Source organism: Rhodococcus sp. AW25M09 (assembly GCF_000333955.1).
Taxonomy (GTDB): Bacteria; Actinomycetota; Actinomycetes; order Mycobacteriales; family Mycobacteriaceae; genus Rhodococcoides.
This window is the reverse complement of the sequence record NZ_CAPS01000056.1, coordinates 76,963-98,493: the sequence shown is the minus strand read 5'-3', so window position 1 is coordinate 98,493 and position 21,531 is coordinate 76,963. Positions and strand designations below refer to the sequence as shown.

At 64.3% G+C, this 21,531-nt stretch carries 22 protein-coding genes; 12 read left to right on the top strand and 10 right to left on the bottom strand.

Annotated features, from left to right (window positions below):
* The coding region (locus RHODMAR_RS11025; RefSeq protein ID WP_042938745.1) for an HNH endonuclease signature motif containing protein at window positions 1–405 on the top strand (405 nt) is incomplete at its 5' end.
* A 340-nt stretch (window positions 406–745) separates the two neighbouring features.
* Here RHODMAR_RS11025 and RHODMAR_RS11020 read toward each other — a convergent pair.
* Window positions 746–1,804, bottom strand: a complete 1,059-nt coding sequence (locus RHODMAR_RS11020; RefSeq protein ID WP_008714428.1) for an iron-siderophore ABC transporter substrate-binding protein — start codon at window positions 1,802–1,804, stop codon at window positions 746–748.
* Window positions 1,805–1,906: 102 nt separating this feature from the next.
* On the opposite strand from RHODMAR_RS11020, the gene RHODMAR_RS11015 reads away from it, so the two are divergent.
* The gene (locus tag RHODMAR_RS11015; protein WP_042938743.1) at window positions 1,907–2,731 is read left to right on the top strand and encodes an SDR family NAD(P)-dependent oxidoreductase; all 825 of its coding nucleotides are present in this window, start codon (window positions 1,907–1,909) and stop codon (window positions 2,729–2,731) included.
* Window positions 2,728–3,222: an SRPBCC family protein gene (locus RHODMAR_RS11010; RefSeq protein WP_008714425.1), complete on the top strand. Its 495-nt coding sequence runs from the start codon at window positions 2,728–2,730 to the stop codon at window positions 3,220–3,222. The genes RHODMAR_RS11015 and RHODMAR_RS11010 overlap by 4 nt, the downstream gene beginning before the upstream one ends.
* Here RHODMAR_RS11010 and RHODMAR_RS11005 read toward each other — a convergent pair whose 3' ends face one another.
* Window positions 3,223–3,735 (bottom strand): mycothiol transferase, encoded by a 513-nt coding sequence (locus RHODMAR_RS11005; RefSeq protein WP_008714422.1) that lies wholly within the window; start codon window positions 3,733–3,735, stop codon window positions 3,223–3,225.
* A 100-nt stretch (window positions 3,736–3,835) separates the two neighbouring features.
* On the opposite strand from RHODMAR_RS11005, the gene RHODMAR_RS11000 reads away from it, so the two are divergent.
* Complete coding sequence (locus RHODMAR_RS11000; protein ID WP_042938742.1) at window positions 3,836–4,870, top strand: NADPH:quinone reductase; 1,035 nt, start codon at window positions 3,836–3,838, stop codon at window positions 4,868–4,870.
* A 1-nt stretch (window position 4,871) separates the two neighbouring features.
* On the opposite strand, the gene RHODMAR_RS10995 is transcribed toward RHODMAR_RS11000, so the two are convergent.
* A complete protein-coding gene (locus RHODMAR_RS10995) occupies window positions 4,872–5,345 on the bottom strand; it encodes a phosphoribosyltransferase (RefSeq protein WP_008714418.1) in 474 nt (157 codons plus the stop codon).
* 84 nt (window positions 5,346–5,429) lie between these two features.
* On the opposite strand from RHODMAR_RS10995, the gene RHODMAR_RS10990 reads away from it, so the two are divergent.
* The 3 genes from RHODMAR_RS10990 (at window position 5,430) to RHODMAR_RS10980 (ending at window position 8,132) form a co-directional block, all read left to right on the top strand.
* Window positions 5,430–6,098, top strand: a complete 669-nt coding sequence (locus tag RHODMAR_RS10990; protein ID WP_008714416.1) for a class I SAM-dependent methyltransferase — start codon at window positions 5,430–5,432, stop codon at window positions 6,096–6,098.
* A gap of 9 nt (window positions 6,099–6,107) precedes the next feature.
* The gene (locus RHODMAR_RS10985) at window positions 6,108–6,470 is read left to right on the top strand and encodes a VanZ family protein (RefSeq protein ID WP_008714413.1); all 363 of its coding nucleotides are present in this window, start codon (window positions 6,108–6,110) and stop codon (window positions 6,468–6,470) included.
* Between the two features lie 153 nt (window positions 6,471–6,623).
* Window positions 6,624–8,132 carry a stealth family protein gene (locus RHODMAR_RS10980; RefSeq protein WP_232433627.1) on the top strand — a complete coding sequence of 503 codons (1,509 nt, stop codon included), beginning with the start codon at window positions 6,624–6,626 and terminating at the stop codon, window positions 8,130–8,132.
* 3 nt (window positions 8,133–8,135) lie between these two features.
* Here the strand turns inward: RHODMAR_RS10980 and RHODMAR_RS10975 are convergent, their stop codons facing one another.
* Window positions 8,136–9,047: a phosphodiesterase gene (locus tag RHODMAR_RS10975; RefSeq protein ID WP_042938740.1), complete on the bottom strand. Its 912-nt coding sequence runs from the start codon at window positions 9,045–9,047 to the stop codon at window positions 8,136–8,138.
* Window positions 9,048–9,206: 159 nt separating this feature from the next.
* Here RHODMAR_RS10975 and RHODMAR_RS10970 point away from each other — a divergent pair, with 159 nt between their 5' ends.
* Window positions 9,207–10,016 carry an alpha/beta hydrolase gene (locus RHODMAR_RS10970; RefSeq protein ID WP_042938772.1) on the top strand — a complete coding sequence of 270 codons (810 nt, stop codon included), beginning with the start codon at window positions 9,207–9,209 and terminating at the stop codon, window positions 10,014–10,016.
* A gap of 113 nt (window positions 10,017–10,129) precedes the next feature.
* Here RHODMAR_RS10970 and RHODMAR_RS10965 read toward each other — a convergent pair whose 3' ends face one another.
* Together RHODMAR_RS10965 and RHODMAR_RS10960 are read right to left on the bottom strand one after the other, a co-directional pair.
* The gene (locus tag RHODMAR_RS10965) at window positions 10,130–11,257 is read right to left on the bottom strand and encodes an acyl-CoA dehydrogenase family protein (protein ID WP_008714404.1); all 1,128 of its coding nucleotides are present in this window, start codon (window positions 11,255–11,257) and stop codon (window positions 10,130–10,132) included.
* A 16-nt stretch (window positions 11,258–11,273) separates the two neighbouring features.
* Entirely contained in the window at window positions 11,274–12,449 is a 1,176-nt protein-coding gene (locus RHODMAR_RS10960) for an acyl-CoA dehydrogenase family protein (RefSeq protein WP_008714402.1), read from the bottom strand.
* 78 nt (window positions 12,450–12,527) lie between these two features.
* Between RHODMAR_RS10960 and RHODMAR_RS10955 the strand changes: the two genes are divergently transcribed.
* Genes RHODMAR_RS10955 through RHODMAR_RS10935 form a run of 4 tightly spaced genes read left to right on the top strand, consistent with a single transcriptional unit; the run spans window position 12,528 to window position 15,852 of the window.
* A complete protein-coding gene (locus tag RHODMAR_RS10955) occupies window positions 12,528–13,082 on the top strand; it encodes a histidine phosphatase family protein (RefSeq protein WP_008714399.1) in 555 nt (184 codons plus the stop codon).
* Between the two features lie 14 nt (window positions 13,083–13,096).
* Window positions 13,097–13,579 (top strand): RidA family protein, encoded by a 483-nt coding sequence (locus tag RHODMAR_RS10950; RefSeq protein ID WP_008714398.1) that lies wholly within the window; start codon window positions 13,097–13,099, stop codon window positions 13,577–13,579.
* A gap of 39 nt (window positions 13,580–13,618) precedes the next feature.
* The gene (locus RHODMAR_RS27525) at window positions 13,619–15,109 is read left to right on the top strand and encodes an ABC transporter permease subunit (RefSeq protein ID WP_008714396.1); all 1,491 of its coding nucleotides are present in this window, start codon (window positions 13,619–13,621) and stop codon (window positions 15,107–15,109) included.
* A complete protein-coding gene (locus RHODMAR_RS10935) occupies window positions 15,106–15,852 on the top strand; it encodes an amino acid ABC transporter ATP-binding protein (protein WP_008714393.1) in 747 nt (248 codons plus the stop codon). Before RHODMAR_RS27525 ends, RHODMAR_RS10935 begins: the two co-directional genes overlap by 4 nt.
* On the opposite strand, the gene RHODMAR_RS10930 is transcribed toward RHODMAR_RS10935, so the two are convergent.
* The 4 genes from RHODMAR_RS10930 to RHODMAR_RS10915 all read right to left on the bottom strand — a co-directional run bounded on the left by RHODMAR_RS10930 (window position 15,849) and on the right by RHODMAR_RS10915 (window position 21,344).
* Entirely contained in the window at window positions 15,849–17,915 is a 2,067-nt protein-coding gene (locus RHODMAR_RS10930) for a xanthine dehydrogenase family protein molybdopterin-binding subunit (RefSeq protein WP_008714392.1), read from the bottom strand. The two genes, RHODMAR_RS10935 and RHODMAR_RS10930, sit on opposite strands and share 4 nt — an antisense overlap.
* The gene (locus RHODMAR_RS10925; protein WP_008714390.1) at window positions 17,912–18,925 is read right to left on the bottom strand and encodes an FAD binding domain-containing protein; all 1,014 of its coding nucleotides are present in this window, start codon (window positions 18,923–18,925) and stop codon (window positions 17,912–17,914) included. The genes RHODMAR_RS10930 and RHODMAR_RS10925 overlap by 4 nt, the downstream gene beginning before the upstream one ends.
* The gene (locus tag RHODMAR_RS10920) at window positions 18,922–19,425 is read right to left on the bottom strand and encodes a 2Fe-2S iron-sulfur cluster-binding protein (RefSeq protein ID WP_042938768.1); all 504 of its coding nucleotides are present in this window, start codon (window positions 19,423–19,425) and stop codon (window positions 18,922–18,924) included. The genes RHODMAR_RS10925 and RHODMAR_RS10920 overlap by 4 nt, the downstream gene beginning before the upstream one ends.
* 116 nt (window positions 19,426–19,541) lie before the next feature.
* Window positions 19,542–21,344 (bottom strand): DEAD/DEAH box helicase, encoded by a 1,803-nt coding sequence (locus RHODMAR_RS10915; RefSeq protein ID WP_008714385.1) that lies wholly within the window; start codon window positions 21,342–21,344, stop codon window positions 19,542–19,544.
* Between the last annotated feature and the right edge of the window lie 187 nt (window positions 21,345–21,531).

The window sequence follows — 21,531 nt, the reverse complement described above, 5'->3', positions numbered from 1 at the left end:
CTCTCGCGCAACACCTCCCGACAACTCGCCTGCGACTGCATCCTCACCGCCATCGTCATGGACGAGGAAGGCAACCCACTCAACCTCGCCCGCACCGCCCGCACCGTCACCGCCAAACAGAAACGAGCCCTCACCGCCCGCGATCACGGCTGCGCCTTCCCCGGCTGCGGCAAACCCGCCGCCTGGACCGAAGGCCACCACATCTGGCACTGGGCAGACGGCGGACCCACCGACATGAACAACCTCGTCCTCCTCTGCGGATTCCACCACCGACTCATCCACCACTCCGACTGGGAAGTGTTCATCGCCGCCGACAACCACCCCTGGTTCATACCCCCGGCCACCGTCGACCCCCACCGACAACCCCTACAATCCCACGCCCGAGCAGGCCCCCACATCGCCTGAACCACCTCACCTGAGCGACCCCGAAAACAACACCAGCCCCGCGCCGAGAACCCGGTGCGGGGCCGGAAGAGCCTGTTCGACAGTCTGATTCGAGTACATTGCTGATGCAGTCACCGTGCGGTGCAATGCCTATTTCTTCCGACGGGTGGTAACGGCGATGATGACCGCAGACATCGAGCCGGCAACCATAATTACCGCGAGAGTCACGATCGATGCGACGCCCATAGTCCGTTCTCCCTTTCGACATGTTCGACGGAACCCTCGCTGGCCGGTGAGACGCCACCGGGCCTCCCAGTCGTAACAGCTCGGTATCGAGACAACGGCGAAAGCATACGTCCGCTTACGACGGCCCCGCTTCGCCCAGCGTCGAGACGGCCTCGTCGATCATCGGCACATATCGCTCGAGTGCCCACGGCACCGTCAAAGGGTTGATGATGGACGACCCGGTCACGAAGGACTGATCCGTCGGCGCGACGACCGAACCACGCGACACCGCCGGAATCTGCTTGTACGCGGGCTGTTTCTCGGTATCGGTGCGGTTCTGCGGATCCGAGTAGAAGGTGAAGATCAGATCGGAATCGTTCAACAGATTCGCGTTCTCCAACCCGATGACCGCCGAGTCGGTGCCCTCGGTCTCGTCGAGCGTGTTCACCACCGGATCGACCTGCAACCCGAGGGCGCGGACCATCGCAACGCGCTGCTCATCGGCGAGAAACACCCCGAGCGTCCCGGGCCCGGTGTTGTAGATGTACGAGAAGCTCACTCCGGCGTAATCAGGATGCTCGGTAGCAGCGTCGGCGAAGCGGCTCTCGATCTTGTCGATTTCTTCTGCCGCCTTCTGCTCCTCACCCATGGCCTTGCCGATGACAATGATCTGGTCTTGCCAGGCCGTTGTCCACGGCTGCTCCTCGTATGCGACCACCGGAGCGAACGCGCTCATCTTGTCGAATTGATCCTGCGTCACTCCCGACCACGGGGCCAGGATCAGATCCGGCGCGAGCGCCGCGACCGCTTCGATGTTCAATTCTGTTCCGCCGGTGAACTGCTGCGGCAATTCGGCTCCTAGCTCGGTCACCGCGTCGTGAACCCAAGGCAGATAACCGGATTCGTCGGCACCCCACGAATACTCCTCGACACCGACCGGGACGGTACCCAGCGCGATCGCCGTCTCGGCAGATCCCTGCCCGAGGGTGACAATGCGCTCCGGCTTGTCGGTAATGACGGCCTGGCCCAGTGCCGAATCGATAGTGACGGCAACAAATTCGCCGCCATCGGCCTGTTCTGCGTCGGCGGTATCGGTACTGGAACACGCACCGACCACGAGGGCCGACACGACGAGGGCGGACAGCAAAGTCGTACGACGGGCAGTCCGTGGGCCGGCCGACGGAGCTGAAGACATGGTTACCTCTCGACGAACAATCAGGAAAGCAAAGTAAGAGTAGGCTAACCTTCTATACGTACTCAAATGCGCTGCACAAGGCGCGTTCGCTACGGTGGGACCATGAGCCTTCCCCGCCCAGCCCCTGACCGGACAGCCGTCGTGACGGGAGCGTCTTCGGGAATCGGGGCTGCCATCGCCCGCGAACTCGCCTCCCGTGGCCACGGCGTCACTCTCGTCGCCCGCCGCGCCGACAAGCTGAGCGAACTGGCCGACGAAATCCGCGCGCTGGGCGTCCGCGCCGAAGTCCTCGCCGCCGACCTCTCCGACCGCACGGTGCGCGCAGAACTGCTCGGCCGCATCACCGAGCTCGGCATGATCCCGGACATCCTGATCAACAACGCCGGACTCTCCACTCTCGGGCCCGTCGCGGAATCGAACCCGGACGCGGAGATGCACATGATCGAGGTCGACGTGGTCGCCGTCGCAGACCTGTGCACCCGATTCCTCCCCGGCATGATCCAGCGAGGGCGCGGCGCACTGCTCAATGTGGCCTCGACTGCAGCGTTCCAGCCCTTGCCCGGCCAGGCCGGCTACGGCGCGTGCAAGGCATTCGTGCTCTCGTACACCCAGTCCCTGACCGGTGAGCTGCGCGGAACCGGAGTGACCGCGACCGCACTGTGCCCCGGACCGGTGCAGACCGGATTCGGCGAGGCCGCAGGGTTCGCGAAAGACGATGCAGAGAAGGCACTTCCATCGATCATGTGGGTGTCGGCAGAAACGGTGGCCAAGACAGCCGTCGACGATATGACCAAGGGACGCATGGTCTCGATCCCCGGGCCCGCCAACCGCATCGGATCGATCTTCGCCCAGATCACCCCGCGAACGCTGTTAGTGCCCATGCTCACTCGAATCCATCCCGGTCTGAAGAACGGTGCGTCGTCATGACACGTGAATTCACCGTCTCGGACAGCATCGTCGTGAACGCCGACGCCGACACGCTCTACGCTGCAATCAGCGACCCCACCAAGATGGGCGGGTGGAGCCCCGAGAACACGGGTGCCACGGTCCACGACGCTCGCGAGAGTGCCTACGTGGGGATGGTGTTCGACGGAACCAACAAGCGCGGCCGGGCGAAGTGGATCACTCGCTGCACCGTCACCGCAGCCGACCCGGGCAAGACATTCGAATTTCGCGTCCACGCCATCGGCAAGAGCACTCCGAAGATCAAGGGCGCGAACGCAACCTGGCGCTACGACTTCGAGCCGGTGGCGAGCGGCACGAAAGTCACCGAGACCTGGACCGACGACCGCACGAAGTGGCCCGATGCCCTGGCCCTCGTGTTCGACAAGATCGTCACCAGCGGCAAGACGTTCCCGCAGTTCCAGCGTCGCAACATCGCCAAGACGCTGGAAAACCTGCAGAAGCGCTACGCCTGACTACTGGGCCTGCCGGGTGTACAGGCCGAGCACGTAGCTCGCCTGCCCGGCATGCTGAAGGTCGTCGGACACCACCGATATCAGCCGTGCACCGAGCGTCACCGGCGGATCCCAGTTCTCGTCGACGATCCGGTCCAAGTCGTCGACACCGACGCTGCTCAGGTACGCAACGGTTTTCGAGTGCACGGCGTCGTGGTACTCGCGCAGCAGCTCGGCGCTGGAGGTGACCTCGGCGACGTCCGAGGACGACTGGCCGTATCCGATGTCGGACCGGTCGAACGGAAGACCGAAGCGCTCGAACCACGAGTCGGAGTTCCAGAGCTGCTCGCTTCCGGCAACACCGGCGATGTGGTCGTCCTGCACCCGAGTCAGGTGCCACACCAACCACGCGACGCTGTTTGCATCGGAGTCCGGCCGGTAGGTCAACGCGGCGGCGGGGATGTCGTCCAATATCGAATGAACGAGTTCTTTGATCCGGTCGAACGCGTCGGTGAGCAGGTCGTTGTGGTTCATGAAAGATCCATCTCTTCTTCGACAGCACTGATGACCAGTCATGCATACCCCGATTACCTCGCGGGGAACATCGGGGCGGGCCGCGCGCGTTGACCCCGGTATGACTGCTTCAGCGATCGTGTACACCCGCACCGGCGATTCGTCCGTCCTGGAACTGAAGGATCGCGAGGTGACCGCTCCCGCCGCAGGCGAAGTGCGCGTACGCATCGTGGTCTCGGGCGTCAATCCGACGGACTGGAAGAACAGGACCGGCTCCGGGCCGGGCGAGAAGCTGGCATTCGACGAGGTGGTACCGAACCAGGACGGTGCCGGCGTGATCGACGCTGTCGGCCCCGACGTCGACGGAGTCTCCGTCGGAGATCGGGTCTGGGTCTACCTCGCCCAGCACCAACGTCCGACCGGAACGGCACAGGCCTTCGCGATTCTGCCCGCCTCCCGGGTGGTTTCGCTGCCCGACGGCGTCGGGTTCGACGTGGGCGCAAGCCTCGGAGTCCCCGCGATGACGGCGCACCGCGCATTGACCGTCTCCGAGGACGGACCCACACGGCTTCATCCAGGCGCGCTGGACGGCAAGTCGGTTCTGGTTGCCGGCGGTGCCGGTGCCGTCGGACACGCCGCGATCCAGTTGGCTCGGTGGGCCGGCGCGACCGTGGTGACGACGGTCAGCGGACCGGAGAAGGGCGCTCTGGCCACTGCGGCCGGTGCGCACCATGTCGTGAATTACAAGACCGGCGACGCCGCAGCCGAGATTCGCGAATTGATCCCTGCCGGAATCGATCTGATCGTCGAGGTCGCTCCCGCTCAGAACGCCGCACTCAACGCTGCCGTGGGAGCGAACCGAGCATCGGTTGCCGTCTACGCCAACAACGGCGGCGACACCGTCACATTCGACGTTCGGCCGAATATGGTGCTCAACACTCGCTACCAGTTCATTCTCCTCTACACCGTCGGCGACGAGGCTCTGCGCAATGCCGAGGCAGACGTCAGCGCCGCCGCGGCCGCAGGCGTGCTGGAGGTCGGTGAAGACACCGGGCTTCCGCTGCACCGCTACTCGCTGAGCGAGACCGCAGCCGCGCACGACGCAGTGGAGAACGGAACCGTCGGCAAGGTGCTGATCGACGTCTCCAGCGAATAACTCAGCTGATGACCGGCAACGTGGACCACGGAAAATTGATCCACTTGTCGGTCTCACGCCATGAATAGTCAGGCTGCACAATGGTTCTCGGCTTGGTGTAGATGACGGCCGAGCGCACATCGGGCGTATGCACTTTCAACAGATCGATGACCAGAGCCAGTGTGCGACCGGAGTCGGCGACATCGTCGACGACGAGCAGCTTCTTGCCGACGATCGAGTCGGTATCCAAGAGGGGTTCCAGGACAACAGGATCGGCCAGAGTCTCCTCGATATCGGAGTAGAACTCGACATTGAGGGTGCCGGCAGCCTTGACACCCATGGCATACGCGATCGCTCCGGCGGGAATCAACCCTCCGCGGGCGATCGCGATGACGATGTCCGGAACGAAGCCGTCGTCGACGATCTTCTTGGTCAGGTCGCGCGAGACGTCCCCGAAGGTTTCCCACGTCAGTACTTCGCGTTCCGGTTCGTCCATGACGAGCCACTCTACCCAAAACCTCTCTTTGCTGATCGAGCAAATTTGTTTGCGCCCGCGTACGTGAGCGGGCAGTCTCGAACCATGGCCGATCACACGCACGCGCACGCTCATCCCGCCGACCGGAGCAACACGGAACCGGATTTCGAGAACGGCACCTTCGACGAAGCATTCTGGGACGACCTCTACAACCAGCGCACCGCGATCTGGAGCGGCAATCCCAACGCAGTGTTGGTACAGGAAGCGTCCGAGCTGACTCCGGGCCGCGCCCTGGACATCGGCTGCGGTGAAGGTGCCGACTCCCTGTGGCTGGCCGGTGCGGGTTGGGACGTGACAGGTGTCGACATCTCCGATGTAGCCCTCGGCCGCGCTCGTGCAGCACAACAGGCACTCGAGCCGCCGACACTCTCGATGCAGTGGCAACAAGAGGATGTTCTGGACTGGACTCCCCCGGCCGCGGCGTTCGATCTGGTGTCGGTGCACTTCCTGCAGGTGCCACCGGACGAACTCGAACTGACCACCCGCAGGTTCGCCGCAGCGGTCGCACCGAAGGGACGTCTCCTGATCGTCGGCCACAGTCCAAGCGACAGCCATGCGGCGCAGCATCCGGCCAGGCATCGACTGTTTGCACCGGAACCGGTCGTCGCTGCGGCCGGCGACGGGTTCGAGGTGATCCACGCCGAACATCGGACCCGCATCACGCCCGACGGCGATGAGCGAATCGACACAGTTGTGGTGCTGCAGCGCCGGTAAACTCGGCAGGTGTTCTCGCCGTCGAAGTATCAGGTTCCCCTCGCCGTCACGTTCGTGGTGTCGCTGGTCGTACTGTTCACCCCCGCTTCCGGGGTGCCGTCGGGGTTCGAGCACAGCGACAAGATCATTCACTTCGTCCTGTTCGCGGTACTGGCGTACACCTCACGCCTGGCCGGGATCGACTGGATTCGGACTGCACTGTGGGTGCTGGGATTCGCGATCGCCTCGGAGTTTCTGCAGGCGATTCTGCCGCTGGGCCGGTCAGGATCGGCCGCCGACGCTCTCGCTGACGCCGCTGGAGTAGCACTGGGCCTGGTCGCGGCGAGCCGGGTTCTACCGCAGCCCGTCGGAAATGCCGCGGACCTGCACTAGACTGAGCGGGCACCGGGGTTTCTCGGCCAGCGCGCACACTCCGGAAGGAACGCCATCACCACGTCTTCTGCCCCGCACGAAATCTACCTCGTTCCACCGGAGCACGAGACCGACGATGCCGCCACCCGAGAATCTGCAGCATCCGCAGCGCGACTGAGTGAACGATCCGACGTCGTGAGCCACGACGGCCGCTACGCGCTGACCATCACCTCCACCACTCCCCACCAGGCCATGGTCGAGGATCTGCTGTTCGTTCGCGCCGTACTGGACTCCGCACGCATCAAATACTTGCTCGTTCGCGGAAACGACGAACGCCCCGTCATCGCCATCGAACTGGCCGCCCGAGAAGCACTCACCGCCGCGCTGGTGCATGCCTGCCACGCCGAGCCGTTCTACTCCAAGACCGTCGACGCCCGCGGAAAAGCAGTGCTGGTGGCCGACGGCACGCTGTCGCCGTCGGCGAACGCGCGGATCGTGCGCCTGTACCGCCCACGGGTAGAGCCCTTCAGCGGGCTGTACTACGGCGCGTCGACGGCGGTACAGATCGAACTGTGGTCGTTCTCGCCGTCCGAGATCGTGCTACCGATCGAGAACTCCTTGACCAGACGCAACATCCGGCCCGACGAGGCCGTTCGTGGAACTGTCGAACGCTTCGGTAGAAGCTGGCCGACCATCGAGAACATGTTCGCCGACCACGCGTCGGACATCAATTTCGACATCGACATCGTCTTCTCGTGGGTCGACGGCTCCTCGGCGGAATTTCAGGCCCAGCGCGCGCGACGGATGTCCAACTACGTGGTCGGCGAGGGCGACGATTCGGCCGCTCGTTACCGTCAGATCGACGAGCTCAAGTACGCGCTGCGGTCGATTCACATGTATGCGCCGTGGATCAGACGCATCTTCGTGGCCACCGACTCGCCGAGACCGGCATGGCTCGCCGACCATCCCACGGTGAGGTTCGTGCCGAGCGAGGCGTTCTTCGTCGACACATCCGTTCTACCGACCCACAATTCGCAGGCCGTCGAGTGTCAGCTGCATCACATCCCCGGACTGTCCGAGCATTTCCTGTACTCGAACGACGACATGTTCTTCGGCCGTCCGGTCAGTCCCTCGATGTTCTTCTCCCCCGGCGGAATCAGCATGTTCATCGAGGCGACGACCCGAATCGGGTTGGGCTACAGCGACGCCGATCGCAGCGGGTTCGAGAATGCGGCACGAGTGAACCGTCGAATCCTGCAGGACCGATTCGGGATGACCACCACCAGACACCTCGAACATGCAGCAACTCCGTTGCGCCGCAGTGTGATGCAGGAAATGGAGAACGAATTCCCGGACGAATTCGCCTCCACCGCAGCGAGTGCATTCCGGGCCAGTACCAATATCTCGGTGACGAATTCGCTGTACCACTATTACGCACTGATGAGCGGTCGCGCCGTGGTCCAGAAGGACGCCAAGGTTCGGTATGTGGACACCACTACCGCAGCGGGGTTGGAAGCCATGGAGAACTTGCTACCCAAGCGGTCGGTCGACTTCTTCTGCCTCAACGACGGCAGCTTTCCCGAGGTCGACCTGGATCTGCGCACGCGGTCGGTGACGCAGTTCCTGGATCAGTATTTCCCCATCGCCGCACCCTGGGAACGCCCCCGCAACGACGAGCGCTGACACTCAGGCGTCGCTGAAGGTCTTTCGGCGAGCGCTGTCTGCGATGGTGACTCCCGCTTCGCTCAACCTGCGCGCGGTTTCCTGTGCGGACACCGTCTCTCCCACGGTGTCGTACGATCCCGTCGGCACCACCGAATGCACGATCGTGTCGTCGTATACATGGACCAGGTTGTATCCCTGGGCACCGTCGCGGCCGCGCAATCCGCCGGCGGGCACGTTGAGATCCTGCGTGTAGCACGTGGCCGACGCGACCGAAACGGGAATGCCTGCGAACGTGGCGGTCGTCGAATAGTGCAGGTGCCCAGCGAGAATGGATCTCACATCGGTTCCGCGCAGCACGGCGGCGAGGCGCGGCTGATCGAGCAGTTCGACCAGCACGGCGAGATCGAGCACAGTAGGCACCGGCGGATGATGCATCGCCAGAATGGTGCCGAATTCGGCCGGCGTTGCGAGAGTGTCGGCCAGCCAGGCCAATTGCTCGTCGCCGAGTTCGCCGTGATGCTCGCCGGGGACCGTCGTATCGAGGGTGACAATGCGAAGACCGTCGACGTCGTGCAGGCGATCGATGGACCGACCACTCGGTTCGGCGTCGAGAAGCTTCTGACGGAACGTCGCGCGGTCGTCGTGATTGCCCATCGCCCAGACGATCTGCGCGCCCAGTTCCTCGGCGACCGGCTCGACCAGAGCCCGCAGCTTCTCGTAGGCGCCCGGCTCGCCCTTGTCCGTCAGGTCGCCCGTGAACACCAATGCGTCGGGGCGGACGCCGGAGTTGCGAACGTCGGTCATTACCTGCTCGAGCCGTAACTCACTGTCCACCCCGCCGTACAACCGGCCTTCACCGTCGACGAGATGCGTGTCACTGATGTGCAGCAAACAGTGATGGGGACGTGGGTACTCGGCCATCCGAGACTTCATCGAACTCTCGCTCACGATCGGACCTACCGTTTCACGATCACCCGGTCGGGCAAACGCGACTGCCTACAACCCAAGCATACGAGCTCTCCCTGAGACCAAGCTGGTCCGATCCAGGCGGTGAACACCGCGAGAACTTATGGCGTGTGGCAAGTTGGAAGCATGCGTACACGAAGCTGGACTTCATTGCTCGCGGCCGCGACCTTGACCGTGGGCACCATGGTCGGCATCGGCGTTGCTCCGGCCGCTGCACAGGGGCTGCCGACCGTCGTTCTCGTACACGGAGCCTTCGCCGACAGCACCAGCTGGGACGGCGTCGCGGCAAACCTACGCGGCCGAGGCTACCCCGTCGTCACAGCTGAGAACTCCCTGCGGGGCCCTGCGTTCGATGCGGCCTCGGTGACCGACGTCGTCGAGGGTATCGACGGCCCCGTGGTGTTGGTAGGCCACTCGTACGCGGGCACCGTGATCAGCAACGTGCACGCCGAGAACGTCGAGGCCCTGGTCTACGTTGCTGCGTTCATGCCGGTCGAAGGCGAACCCGTCGCGCTCGAACTCGATCCGTTCCGATTCCCTGTGACGGCGTTGGTCCCACCGGTGATCGGCCTGTCGATCGTCGACGACACCTCCAACGTGATCGGCAAGAACGTCGACTCGTACGTCACGCCCGCTCTGTTTCGCACGTTCTTCGCGCCTGACCTGAGCGAGGAGCAGGCGGCCCGCATGGCTGCTCACCAGAAGACCATCGCCGCCGGTGCTCTGCTCGAGCCGAGCGGCCCACCGTCCTGGGCCGACACGCCCTCCTGGGCACTGATTCCCCAGCAAGACCAGATCATCCCGACGTCGGCCGAACGCTTCATGGCACAACGAGCCGGGGCGACGGTGACCGAGGTACCCGGTTCGCACGCCATTCTGGTATCGAATCCCACAGCGGTTGCCGACCTTGTCGTTCAGGCAGATTTGGGCAGCTGACACCGTTCACGAAAACCTCGGGCCCGGTCACCTTCGGAAGGTGACCGGGCCCGAGGTTTCTGTGACGTGTATCCGAGCAGGCGTGGAGCCTACGGAACGACCCAATTTACAGGTCAGATCTCGATGAGGTCGTGATCGGAGACCTTGGACGCCAGAATGCGCAGATGCTCGTCGGCACCGCCGAGAGTGTGCTCGATGGCGACCAGTCGACTGGTGTAGTGACCCACCGGATATTCGGCGGTGACGCCGATTCCACCGTGCAGCTGAATCGCCTCCTGGCCGATCTTGCGACCGGACCGCGAGATCTGCAGCTTCGCACGCGAGGCGATCGTCGGGTCGACATTGCCGTCCGCCAACGCCATCGTGGCGTAGAGGCTCATGCTGCGGGCCAGCTCGAGCAGCACGTACATATCCGCCGCCCGGAAGGTGAGCGCCTGGAACTTGGCCAGCGGAACCCCGAACTGCTTGCGCGCCTTGAGGTAGTCGGTGGTCAACCGAAGCGACTCCTCCATGGCACCGACGGCCTCGGCGCACAACGCGGCCTGCGCCCGTACCTCGGCTCCCTCGATCGCGGCCGCCGCATTCTCCGCTGTGCCGAGCGGCTCGGCCGCAACATCGACGAACTCGATCTGAGCGGCGCGCTGACCGTCGTGGGTCGCGTAGGACTTGCGGGTGAGGCCGGTCGCGTCGGCGTCGACGACGAACAGGCCCGTTCCGCCGTCGGCGAGTGCGGCACTCACGACGATCACATCTGCGCTGCCGCCGTGCGGAACCGGGTTCTTGACGCCGTTGATCGACCACGATCCGCCATCCTCGGTGGCGGTGGTAGCGACCTCGACGTTGGGCCAGCGACTACCGGATTCGTTGTGCGCGAACGCCAGCATCGACGATCCCTCGGCCACGGGCGGCAGGAGCCGCTTGCGCTGATCGGCGCTGCCGAGCTCCGAGATCAAACCGCCGGGAACGAGAACGGCGTCGAGAATCGGCTCCGGCGCCAGACGGCGTCCGACCTCGGTCATGACCGCCATGATCTCCACCGGACCGGCGTCCATACCACCGTCGTCCTCGCTGAACGTCAGACCGAGCAGGCCGACCTCGGCCAGCTGCTTCCAGACGTCGGTGCTCCACCCGAGTTCGCCGGCAACGATCTTGTTGCGCTTCTCGGTGTCGTAGGCACGCGAGAACACCTCACGGGTGGTGTCGCGCAGCAGCTTCTGCTCTTCGTTGAGTTCGAAATCCATGTCTTCAGATGCTCCCTTACAGTCCGAGAATCGCCGAGGCGATGATGGTGCGCTGAACCTCGTTCGAGCCGCCGTAGATCGAGACCTTGCGGAAGTTGAGATACCCCGGTACCGACCGCTGTGCCCAGCCTTCGCTCTCGATGTCCTCGCCTGCCTCGTAGGGCAGCGAATCCGGTCCAGCGACGTCCATCAGCAATTCGGTGGTGGACTGCTGCAGTTCCGATCCCCGAAGCTTGAGGATGGACGACGCCGGATTCGGCTTGCCGTCGTCCGAGCTCGAGACCATCCGAAGCTGAGTCAACTCCAGGGCGAGCAGTTCGTTTTCGACCTCGGCCATCTTGGCCGCGAACAACGGGTCCTCGAGGAGCGTCCCGGTGCCGACCTTCGTCTGCGCGGCATGCTTCTTCGCCTGTCCCAGATGCACTTTGGTGTGTCCGGCGCGGGCGACGCCGGTGCGCTCGTTGCCGAGCAGGAACTTGGCGTAGCTCCAGCCCTGGTTTTCCTCGCCGACGAGGTTCTCGGCCGGAACGCGGACGTTCTCGAAGAAGACCTCATTGACCTCGACGCTGCCGTCGACCAGCTTGATGGGCCGCATCTCGATGCCGGGGGTGTCCAGATCGATGAGCAGGAACGAAATTCCGGCCTGCTTCTTCGGCGCGTCCGGGTTGGTTCGCACCAACATGAAGATCCAGTCGGCGTTCTGGCCGAGCGTGGTCCACGTCTTCTGCCCGTTGACGATGTAGTCGTCGCCGTCGCGAATCGCGGTGGTGCGGAGCGACGCAAGGTCCGATCCGGCTTCTGGCTCGGAGAACCCCTGGCACCACCAGATGTCGAGGTTCGCCGTCTTCGGCAGGAACTTCTCCTTGAGCTCCTGCGAGCCGAACGTCGCAATGACGGGGCCGACCATCGAGGCGTTGAACGCCAACGGCTCCGGCACCGAGGCCAATTGCATCTCGTCGAGCCAGATGTGACGCTGCACCGCGGACCAGTCGCGACCGCCGAACTCTGCAGGCCAGTGAGGCACCGCCAAGCCGTTCTCGTTCAGGATTCGCATGGTCGTGACCACTTCGTCCTTGCTCAACTCCTGACCCGTCGCGCTCTTCTCGCGAATCTCGGCAGGGATCTTCGTGGTGAAGAACGTCCGCATCTCCTCGCGGAACGCGGCCTCTTCTTCTGTCAGGGCAAGATTCATCGACAATCCTCCAAGCTCGTTCGCGTATCCTTGTATCGACCGTACTCCCTGGTAACTCTGGGATATTCTCCGCTCACTATGACTTTTCTAGCACTGGTTCGGCACGGTGAAACGAACTGGAATCTGCACGGGCGTCTGCAGGGCTCATCGGACATACCTCTCAACGACACCGGCCGTGCTCAGGCTCGCGAGGCCGGCTACCAACTCGAGTACCGCGGGTGGGACCACCTCGTCAGTTCACCGTTGGTCCGAGCAGCCGAAACCGCCGACATCATCGGCGCTCACCTGGGTCTGACCCGCACCGACGAATTCCCGGATCTGGCCGAACGGCACTTCGGCGACGCCGAGGGATTCACCGACTGGGATGCATATTCGCACTGGCCGGACGGTCTGTACCCGGGTTTGGAGCCGCGCTCGAACCTGATCGTGCGAGGCGTGCGCGCCGTCGACGACATCGCCTCGCGTTACCCGGAGGCGGCGGTGATCGCCGTCGCACACGGCGGCGTCATCCGAGCGATCTTCGACGCGATCCGGCGCCGGCACTCCCCGCGAATTCTCAACGCGGGCGTGTCCACCCTCGAACACGACGGTTCTCGCTGGACCGTTCGCACCATCAACGGTGTCGCGGTCTGACAGGATTTTCGATCATGGAGATCGAACGTCGCATCACCGAACTGGGCTTCACGTTGCCCGGGGAACCGACCGCACCACCCGGTTTCGAGTTCTCGTTCGAATGGGTGCGGGTGCGCGGCCGCCGCGTCTTCGCCTCGGGTCACTCTCCGTTGGCACCCGACGGCACCTTGGCGGGCCCGTTCGGCGCAGTTCCGTCGCAGGTGAGTCTCGACGCTGCCACCGACGCCGCCCGCGATACTGCACTGGCCGTCCTCGGTAGCGTCGCCCGCGCGATCGGCGACCTCGATCGCATCAGCGCATGGCTGACAGTGACGGGGTCGGTCAACGCCGATCACGGCTTCACTCAGACCACCACGGTCGTCAACGGCTTCTCCGACATCGTGCTTGCGCTCTTCGGTCCCGAGATCGGTAGCCACGCGCGCACTGCGCTCGGGGTGGCCGCACTCCCCATGAACAACACCGTGGTGGTGTCAGCGGAGTTGGAGATCGACGGGTAGGTTTTTCTCCACTCGTCATTACAGCGAAAGCAGGCGCGCATGGTGCGCAGATCGACCCTCGCTCTGGTCGCAATTCTGATCGGCATACTCGGTTTGTCCGGGTGCAGTTCGTCCACGCAGTCACTGCTGGAACGCATCCGGGACGAGGGTGTCCTGGTGGTCGGTACCGAGGGCACCTACAGCCCGTTCAGCTATCAGGGCGCGGACGGGCAACTGACCGGATACGACATCGACGTCGTCAACGCGGTCGGCGCGGAGCTGGGCGTGCGCGTCGACTTCGTGCAGACCCCGTTCGACTCGATCTTCGCCGGCCTGCAGTCCCAACGATTCGACCTCATCGCCAACCAGGTCTCGATCACTCCGGCTCGGCAAGCGGCCTACGACCTGTCCAAGCCCTACACGGTGTCGCAAGGCCAAATCCTCACCGCCGCAGACGACACCACCATCTCCTCGTTGGCGGACCTCGCCGGCAAGACCACCGCCCAGTCCTCGACGAGCAACTGGGCCGAGGTCGCCGCGAACGCAGGAGCGAACGTCGAGGCCGTCGAGGGATTCGTCCAGGCGGTCACTCTCGTCAAGGACGGCCGCGTCGACGCCACCGTCAACGACTCGCTCGCGATCGCCGAATACCTGCAGCAGACCGGCGACACCGGAGTGAAGATTGCCGGCGATACCGGCGACACGACCCTGCAATCCTTCGTGACCCGCAAGAACAGCGGGCTGATGGACGAGGTCGACACCGCCATCGACACACTGCGTGAGAACGGCACCATCGCGGAGATCTCGAGCAAGTATTTCGGCAGCGACGTCGCGGCACCGACCGCCGACACCGCCGCGCCGGTGAGCGAGGATGCGGGCTCGACCGCACCGTCGAAGATGCAGTTGGTTCTCGACAACCTGTGGCCGATGCTCGAAGCGACAGTCACCATGACCATTCCGCTGACCGCCATCAGCTTCGTGGTCGGGCTCGTCATCGCTCTCGCGGTGGCGCTCGCGCGCATTTCGTCGATGAAACCGCTCGCTGCAGTCGCCCGGTTCTACGTCTCGATCATCCGTGGCACTCCCCTGCTACTGCAGCTGTTCATCATCTTCTACGGGTTACCGCAGTTCGGCATCGTGATCTCGCCGTTCCCGGCGGCAGTCGTCGCATTCTCGTTGAACGTCGGTGGCTATGCGGCCGAGGTCATCCGTGCGGCGATACTGAGCGTGCCCAAGGGCCAATGGGAGGCCGCGCAGACCATCGGCATGGGGTACCGAACGACGCTGCAGCGCATCGTGCTTCCGCAGGCCCTCCGCACCGCGGTACCCCCGCTGTCCAACACGCTGATCTCGCTCGTCAAGGACACCTCCCTCGCTTCGACCATCCTGGTGACCGAACTGCTGCGCGTCGCGCAACTCGCGGCGGCCCCGACCTTCGACTTCTTCACGCTGTATTCCGTTGCAGCGCTGTACTACTGGGTGATCTGCATCATTCTCTCGTTCTTCCAAGGCAAACTCGAAGTCCGACTCGACAGGTACGTGGCGAAATGACAGACCTGCTGGAAGTATCCGCGCTGAAGAAATCGTTCGGAACTCTCGAGGTGCTGAAGGACATCTCGTTCGCGGTGCCGTCCGGCACCGTCACCGTCATCATCGGGCCGTCCGGATCCGGCAAGACCACGGTGCTGCGCTCACTGAATGCACTCGACCGGGCCGACTCGGGGATCATCCGCATCGGCGAGGTGTCGGTGGACTTCGACCAGCCGGTCGATGCCGCACAGCTGCGACTTTTTCGCGCCCAGAGCGGCATGGTCTTTCAGAGCCACAACCTCTTTCCACACAAGACGGTGCTGCAGAACATCATCGAGGGACCGGTGATCGTGCAGAGGCGCGCCAAGGACGATGCCGTCCGCGACGCGCATGCGATTCTCGATCAGATCGGTCTGGACGCGAAGTCCGACCAATACCCGTTCCAGCTCTCCGGCGGTCAGCAACAGCGCGTCGGAATTGCGCGCGCCCTCGCGCTGCACCCGAAACTGATGCTGTTCGACGAGCCCACCTCGGCCCTCGATCCCGAGCTCGTCGGTGAGGTTCTGGCCGTCATCAAAAGCCTTGCGGCCGAGGGCTGGACGATGGTGATCGTGACTCACGAAATCCGCTTCGCTCAGCAGGTCGCCGATCAGGTGCTCTTCATCGAGAACGGCGTCGTCCTCGAGCGAGGCACTCCCGATCAGGTGCTGGTGAACCCGACCGAGCCGCGCACGCGGCAATTCCTGCAGCGGATTCTGGCCTAGCGCCACTGCCGTAGCACCTTGTCCAACGTAATCGGCAGATCACGGACTCGAACGCCGGTGGCGTTGTAGATCGCGTTGTCGATGGCCGCCGGAGACCCCACTGCACCGATCTCACCGATTCCCTTGCCGCCCATCGGAGCGAGCTCGGTATCGACCTCCTCGACCCAGACGGCCTCGAGATCGGTGACGTCCGCGCACACCGGGATGTGGTACTCCGCGAAATCGTGATTGGCGAACCCGCCGAACTCGTGGTCGACGACGCCGTTCTCCATCAGCGCCATCCCGAGCCCGAACGTCATGCCACCGATGAGCTGAGACCTGGCCAGGCGTGGATTCATCACCGCACCGATGCCGAAGACGCCCAACATCTTTCGCACCCGAATTTCACCGGTGTCGATGTCGACGGCGACCTCGGCGAACTGGGCACCGAACGCCATGCGCGCCAACTCCTTCTGGCCCTCGACGTCCTCGGTGGTATCTGCCTCGGCGGAGTTGCCCGGCTCGTACGGACCCTGAGATTTCAACGCATGACAAACCTTGGTGACAGCCCAGCCCCAGGACGAGGTACCCGAGGATCCTCCGGCTCCGGGAGCAGTGGGCAGAGCACTGTCGCCGAGCTCGACGGTGACGCTGTCCGCATCGACCTCGAGAGCGTCGGCGGCGATCTGGCGGAGCACCGTGCGCGCGCCGGTTCCGATGTCGGTCGCTGCGACGGACACCGTGATCGTGCCGTCCTGCTGCACCCGAGCCGAGGCGGTACTCGGCGAGATCAGCACCGGATAACTCGCCGATGCCACGCCCATCCCGACGAGGGTGCGCCCTTCTCGGCGCTGACCGGGCCTGGCGTCGCGGCGGTCCCATCCGAATTTCTCTGCGCCTTCCCGGAGGCACTGCACCACGCTTCGTGAGCTGAACGCGTTGCCGCTCGCGGGGTCGACGTCCGGCTCGTTGCGGATGCGCAGTTCGATGGGGTCGATACCGGTGGCAACGGCCAATTCGTCGATCGCCACCTCGACCGCGAACATGCCCGGCGCTTCCCCCGGTGCCCGCATCCACCGCGGCGTTCCTACATCGAGCGTCGCCAAGCGATGCGTGGTGCGCCGGTTCGCGGCCGCGTAGATGTGCCGACTGGATTCGGCGGTCTGCTCGCAGAACTCGAAGATCGTGCTGGTCTGCTGGAAAGAATCGTGCGTGATCGCCAGCAGCATGCCGTCCGCATCGGCCCCCAGGCGAACATGATTGAGCGTCGGCGTGCGATATCCGACCAGATCGAACAGTGCCTGCCTCGGTAGTACCAGCTTCACCGTGCGGCCGGTGGCCCGAGCAGCCATCGCCGCGAGGACGGCGTTGGGCCGGGTACTCCCCTTCGCGCCGAATCCGCCGCCGACGTTTTCGGCGATCACACGAACGTTCTCGGGCTCGAGGCCGAAGGCAGTGGCCAGATCGCCCTGGACTCCCGACGGTGCCTGCGTCGAATCCCACACCGTCAGAACACCGTCGGACCACTGTGCCGTGGTGGCGTGCGGTTCCATAGGACTGTTGTGCATCGGAGCCGTCGAGTACCAGTTGTCGACCACGTGCGCGGCCGTCTGCAACGCGGCATCCGGATCACCGACGGTGACATCGGTGGGAAATCCCGCGTTGACGGATTCCGGTGCGTAGAGCGAGGCGTGCTGGGCCGTCAGAGTGTTGTCGGGCGAACGAACATCTGCGTAGCGCACCTGCACTCGGGCAGCGGCCGCACGCGCAGCTTGAAGGGTGTCGGCCATGACGACAGCCACGACCTGGCCTCGGTAGGCGACGGTGCTCGACTGCAGCACATGCAGCTCGGCATCCTCGACGTCTCCGAGCTTCTCGGCGTTGCCGTGCCACAGGACGGTGTGCGTCTCCGAATCGGCATCGAGTTCGACGTGCTCGACCGTGCCCGCCGGAATCGTCGCAGGCACGTACCAGGCGTACAGCTGCCCGACGGCCGGCGGCTGCTCCGCGGCGTACCTCGCTCGGCCGGTCACCTTCGCGATCGATTCGGTCCGCCGAATCGACTGCCCGATCGATGCGGTCATACCCGATCTCCTCGTTCCGTGAGTGCGGCCAGCTCTGTGAGTTCGACGAGCGTGCGAGCAACCAGGTTGGTCGCAAGCGGAATCTTGAATGCGTTGTCTCGGAGCGGTTCAACAGCGTCGAGCTCGAGCGCCATCGCCCGCCGGAACGACGCCTCATCAGCGGCCGCGCCCAGCAGCGCGTGCTCGGCAGTGCGCGCCCGCCACGGCTTGTGTGCGACACCGCCCAGCGCGATCGATACCCCGCGCACGATCCCGTCCTCGACATCGAGCACGGCGGCAACGGATGCGACCGCAAACGCATAGGACTGCCGATCCCGGACCTTGCGGTAGGTGGAGTGGGAGGTGTCCGCGGGCTTCGGAATCTCGATGGCTGTGACGATCTCTTCCCGCGCAACCGTGTTGTCGCGCTCGGGCTCGTCACCGGGAAGTCGATAGAAGTCGTCGATCTCGAGGACACGCTCACCGTCGACTCCGCGAACCACGACGCGCGCATCGAGCGCCGACAGCGCGACTGCCATGTCCGAGGGATGGGTTGCCACACAGGACTCCGAGGCACCGAGGATGGCGAGGTTTCGGTGCTCACCCGCACGCGCCGGGCAGCCCGAGCCCGGTTCGCGCTTGTTGCACGGCTTGGACGCGTCCATGAAGTACACGCATCGAGTGCGCTGGAACAGATTTCCGCCGGTCGTCGCCATGTTTCGCAATTGGCCCGAGGCACCCGAGAGCACCGCACGCGAGAGCACCGGATAGCGCTGACGAACCACCGGATGCACAGCGAGATCACTGTTGGTCACGGCCGCGCCGACGCGCAGGGAACCGTCGTCGGAGATATCGATGTCGTGCAACGGTAGCCGCGTCACGTCGATCAGGGTCGTCGGATGCGAGACACCGAGCTTCATCAGGTCGACGAGGTTGGTTCCCCCACCGAGCACCATCGCGTGTTCGTCCTGGGAGAGGCGGGCCACGGCGTCGTCGACTGCGGTGGCGGTCTCGTATTCGAAGGTTCTCACGAGTTCGCGTCCTGTACGGCCGGAACGATGTTGGCGTACGCACCGCAGCGACAGAGGTTGCCACTCATACGTTCTCGCACTTCACCGGAATCGAGTTCGACGTCGGTGGCCTCGAGGTCCTCGGTGACCGCACTGGGCCAACCCTGCTTGGCCTCTTCGATCACCGCTACCGCGGAGCAGATCTGCCCGGAAGTGCAGTATCCGCATTGGAACGCGTCCCGGTCGACGAAAGCCTGCTGCACGGGATGCAGTGTGTCTCCGTCGGCCAATCCTTCGACTGTGGCGATGTCCCGACCGCTCTGCGCGACCGCGAACGTCAGGCAACTGTTGATTCGCCGCCCGTCGACCAGAACGGTGCATGCTCCGCACTGCCCGTGATCGCAGCCCTTCTTGGCACCGATCAGATCGAGATTCTCGCGGAGCGCGTCGAGCAGGGTGGTTCGGGTATCGCAGTCGAACTCGCGATCGGCCCCATTGACACGAAGTGTGACGGTGGTCATGCTCGGGCGGATACCCGAGGCCTCGGCCACCAAACGCCGAGATCCCGGTCGATCCTCGGGTCGTGCGCGGTAATTCGTAGCCCACTACGAATTACCGCGCACATGCGCGCAGCGCTCTAGCGCTTGCCCTTGAACTTTCCGCCGCCGCGAGGCCCGCCACTACGTCCGGGAGGACCGGAATCGGGTTGCAGCTGAATCAGCACGCCGCTGATGCGGGTACGTCGCAACGCCTCGACGGTCTCGTCGGCGAGATCGGCCGGCAGTTCCACCAGCGAGTGATCGGGGCGAATACTGATGTGCCCGAAGTCGCTTCGACGCAGACCGCCCTCGTTGGCGATAGCACCGACGATCGCGCCCGGAGCGACATGATGCCGCTTGCCGACGCTGATGCGGTACGTCGCCATTTCCTGTCCGGTCTTGCGGTGATGCGAACTGGCCGCATCCTCGTCGAACGTCCGCGGCGGACGAGCTTCCCGCGGCTCACGAGGTGCCCGCGGCGGGGCAGGCGGCTCCGGCTTCAACAGGAACGCTTCGCCGTCGCGAGACTGGATGGCCAGCGCCGCGGCGATATCGACCAACGGCACGTCGTGCTCGCGCTCGTAGTCCTCGATCAGCCGACGGAACAACGCCAGATTCTCGTTGCCCAGACTCTCGGTGATCGAGTCCTTGAACTTCGTCACGCGCTGGGCGTTGACGTCGTCGACGCTGGGCAGCTGCATCTCGGTGATCGGCTGACGCGTCGCACGCTCGATGGCCTTGAGCAGATGCCGCTCGCGCGGTGCAACGAACAGCAGCGCCTGACCGGCTCTACCGGCGCGGCCGGTTCGACCGATGCGGTGCACGTAGGACTCGGTGTCGTGCGGAATGTCGTAGTTGATGACGTGCGAGATGCGATCGACGTCGAGACCACGGGCCGCGACATCGGTGGCCACCAGAATGTCGATCTGACCGTTCTTGAGCTGGCCGATGGTGCGCTCACGCTGAGCCTGCACGATGTCGCCGTTGATGGCAGCCGCCGAGAAGCCCCGCGCCCGCAGCTTTTCGGCGAGTTCCTCGGTGGCCTGCTTGGTGCGCACGAACATGATCATGGCCTCGAACTCTTCGACCTCGAAGATTCGAGTGAGCGCCTCGAGCTTGCGCTGGTGGGCCACCTGAACGTAGCGCTGGGTGATGTTCGGCGCCGTCGACGTCTTGGTCTTGACGGTGATCTCCACCGGATCGTGCAAGTACTGCTTGGAGATCTTGCGGATCGCGGCGGGCATGGTCGCCGAGAACAACGCGACCTGCTTGTACTCCGGGGTATCGGAGAGGATGCGCTCGACGTCCTCCTGGAAACCCATCTTGAGCATCTCGTCGGCCTCGTCGAGTACCAGATATTCGAGGCCGGACAGGTCGAGCGTGCCCTTCTCGAGGTGGTCGATGACGCGGCCCGGTGTACCGACGATGATCTGCGCGCCCTTGCGCAGGCCGGAGAGCTGAATGCCGTACGCCTGGCCGCCGTAGATCGGCAGAATGTGCAGACCCGGAATGTGCGTGGCGTACTTGCCGAACGCCTCGGCGACCTGAAGTGCCAGCTCGCGCGTCGGTGCCAGCACCAAGGCCTGCGGCACCCGTCGCGATACGTCGAGACGGGACAGGATCGGCACCGCGAACGCGGCGGTTTTACCGGTTCCGGTCTGTGCGAGACCGACGACGTCGTTGCCGGCCATCAGCGGCGGAATGGTGGCCGCCTGAATGGGCGACGGGCTCTCGTAACCGACGTCGCGCAGGGCCTTCAGGACCCGCTCGTCGATTCCGAGATCGGCGAAGGTGATGTCGTCACCTTCGGGTACGGACGCGGACTCACCGGGAGCGGTAGTGGACTCACCGGGAACGGTCGTGGACTCCGGAGGGGGCGAACTCGTCTCGTCAGACGTCACGGCGGCATCCTGATCAGATTCTGAAGTGCTCATATATCGGAAGAGTTTAGTACCTGCTCGCCCTGTTCGACCCCTTCTGCGCTGATCAGGTGACGAAAACGGCGACGGTAGCGGCTCGTGCGAGCGGCCTCACAGCCCCGACCCGACGGCGAAGCTCCACGACGGACGGTTAAGTTGTACTCCAAGT

Coding starts and splice junctions, on each gene's coding strand:
- RHODMAR_RS10970 (WP_042938772.1), top strand. CDS start 9,207: ATGCGTACACGAAGCTGGACTTCATTGCTCGCGGCCGCGACCTTGACC.
- RHODMAR_RS27525 (WP_008714396.1), top strand. CDS start 13,619: ATGGTGCGCAGATCGACCCTCGCTCTGGTCGCAATTCTGATCGGCATA.
- RHODMAR_RS11020 (WP_008714428.1), bottom strand. CDS start 1,804: ATGTCTTCAGCTCCGTCGGCCGGCCCACGGACTGCCCGTCGTACGACT.
- RHODMAR_RS10990 (WP_008714416.1), top strand. CDS start 5,430: ATGGCCGATCACACGCACGCGCACGCTCATCCCGCCGACCGGAGCAAC.
- RHODMAR_RS11000 (WP_042938742.1), top strand. CDS start 3,836: ATGACTGCTTCAGCGATCGTGTACACCCGCACCGGCGATTCGTCCGTC.
- RHODMAR_RS10975 (WP_042938740.1), bottom strand. CDS start 9,047: ATGAAGTCTCGGATGGCCGAGTACCCACGTCCCCATCACTGTTTGCTG.
- RHODMAR_RS10995 (WP_008714418.1), bottom strand. CDS start 5,345: ATGGACGAACCGGAACGCGAAGTACTGACGTGGGAAACCTTCGGGGAC.
- RHODMAR_RS10960 (WP_008714402.1), bottom strand. CDS start 12,449: ATGAATCTTGCCCTGACAGAAGAAGAGGCCGCGTTCCGCGAGGAGATG.
- RHODMAR_RS11005 (WP_008714422.1), bottom strand. CDS start 3,735: ATGAACCACAACGACCTGCTCACCGACGCGTTCGACCGGATCAAAGAA.
- RHODMAR_RS10955 (WP_008714399.1), top strand. CDS start 12,528: ATGACTTTTCTAGCACTGGTTCGGCACGGTGAAACGAACTGGAATCTG.
- RHODMAR_RS10930 (WP_008714392.1), bottom strand. CDS start 17,915: ATGACCGCATCGATCGGGCAGTCGATTCGGCGGACCGAATCGATCGCG.
- RHODMAR_RS10935 (WP_008714393.1), top strand. CDS start 15,106: ATGACAGACCTGCTGGAAGTATCCGCGCTGAAGAAATCGTTCGGAACT.
- RHODMAR_RS11015 (WP_042938743.1), top strand. CDS start 1,907: ATGAGCCTTCCCCGCCCAGCCCCTGACCGGACAGCCGTCGTGACGGGA.
- RHODMAR_RS11010 (WP_008714425.1), top strand. CDS start 2,728: ATGACACGTGAATTCACCGTCTCGGACAGCATCGTCGTGAACGCCGAC.
- RHODMAR_RS10950 (WP_008714398.1), top strand. CDS start 13,097: ATGGAGATCGAACGTCGCATCACCGAACTGGGCTTCACGTTGCCCGGG.
- RHODMAR_RS10965 (WP_008714404.1), bottom strand. CDS start 11,257: ATGGATTTCGAACTCAACGAAGAGCAGAAGCTGCTGCGCGACACCACC.
- RHODMAR_RS10920 (WP_042938768.1), bottom strand. CDS start 19,425: ATGACCACCGTCACACTTCGTGTCAATGGGGCCGATCGCGAGTTCGAC.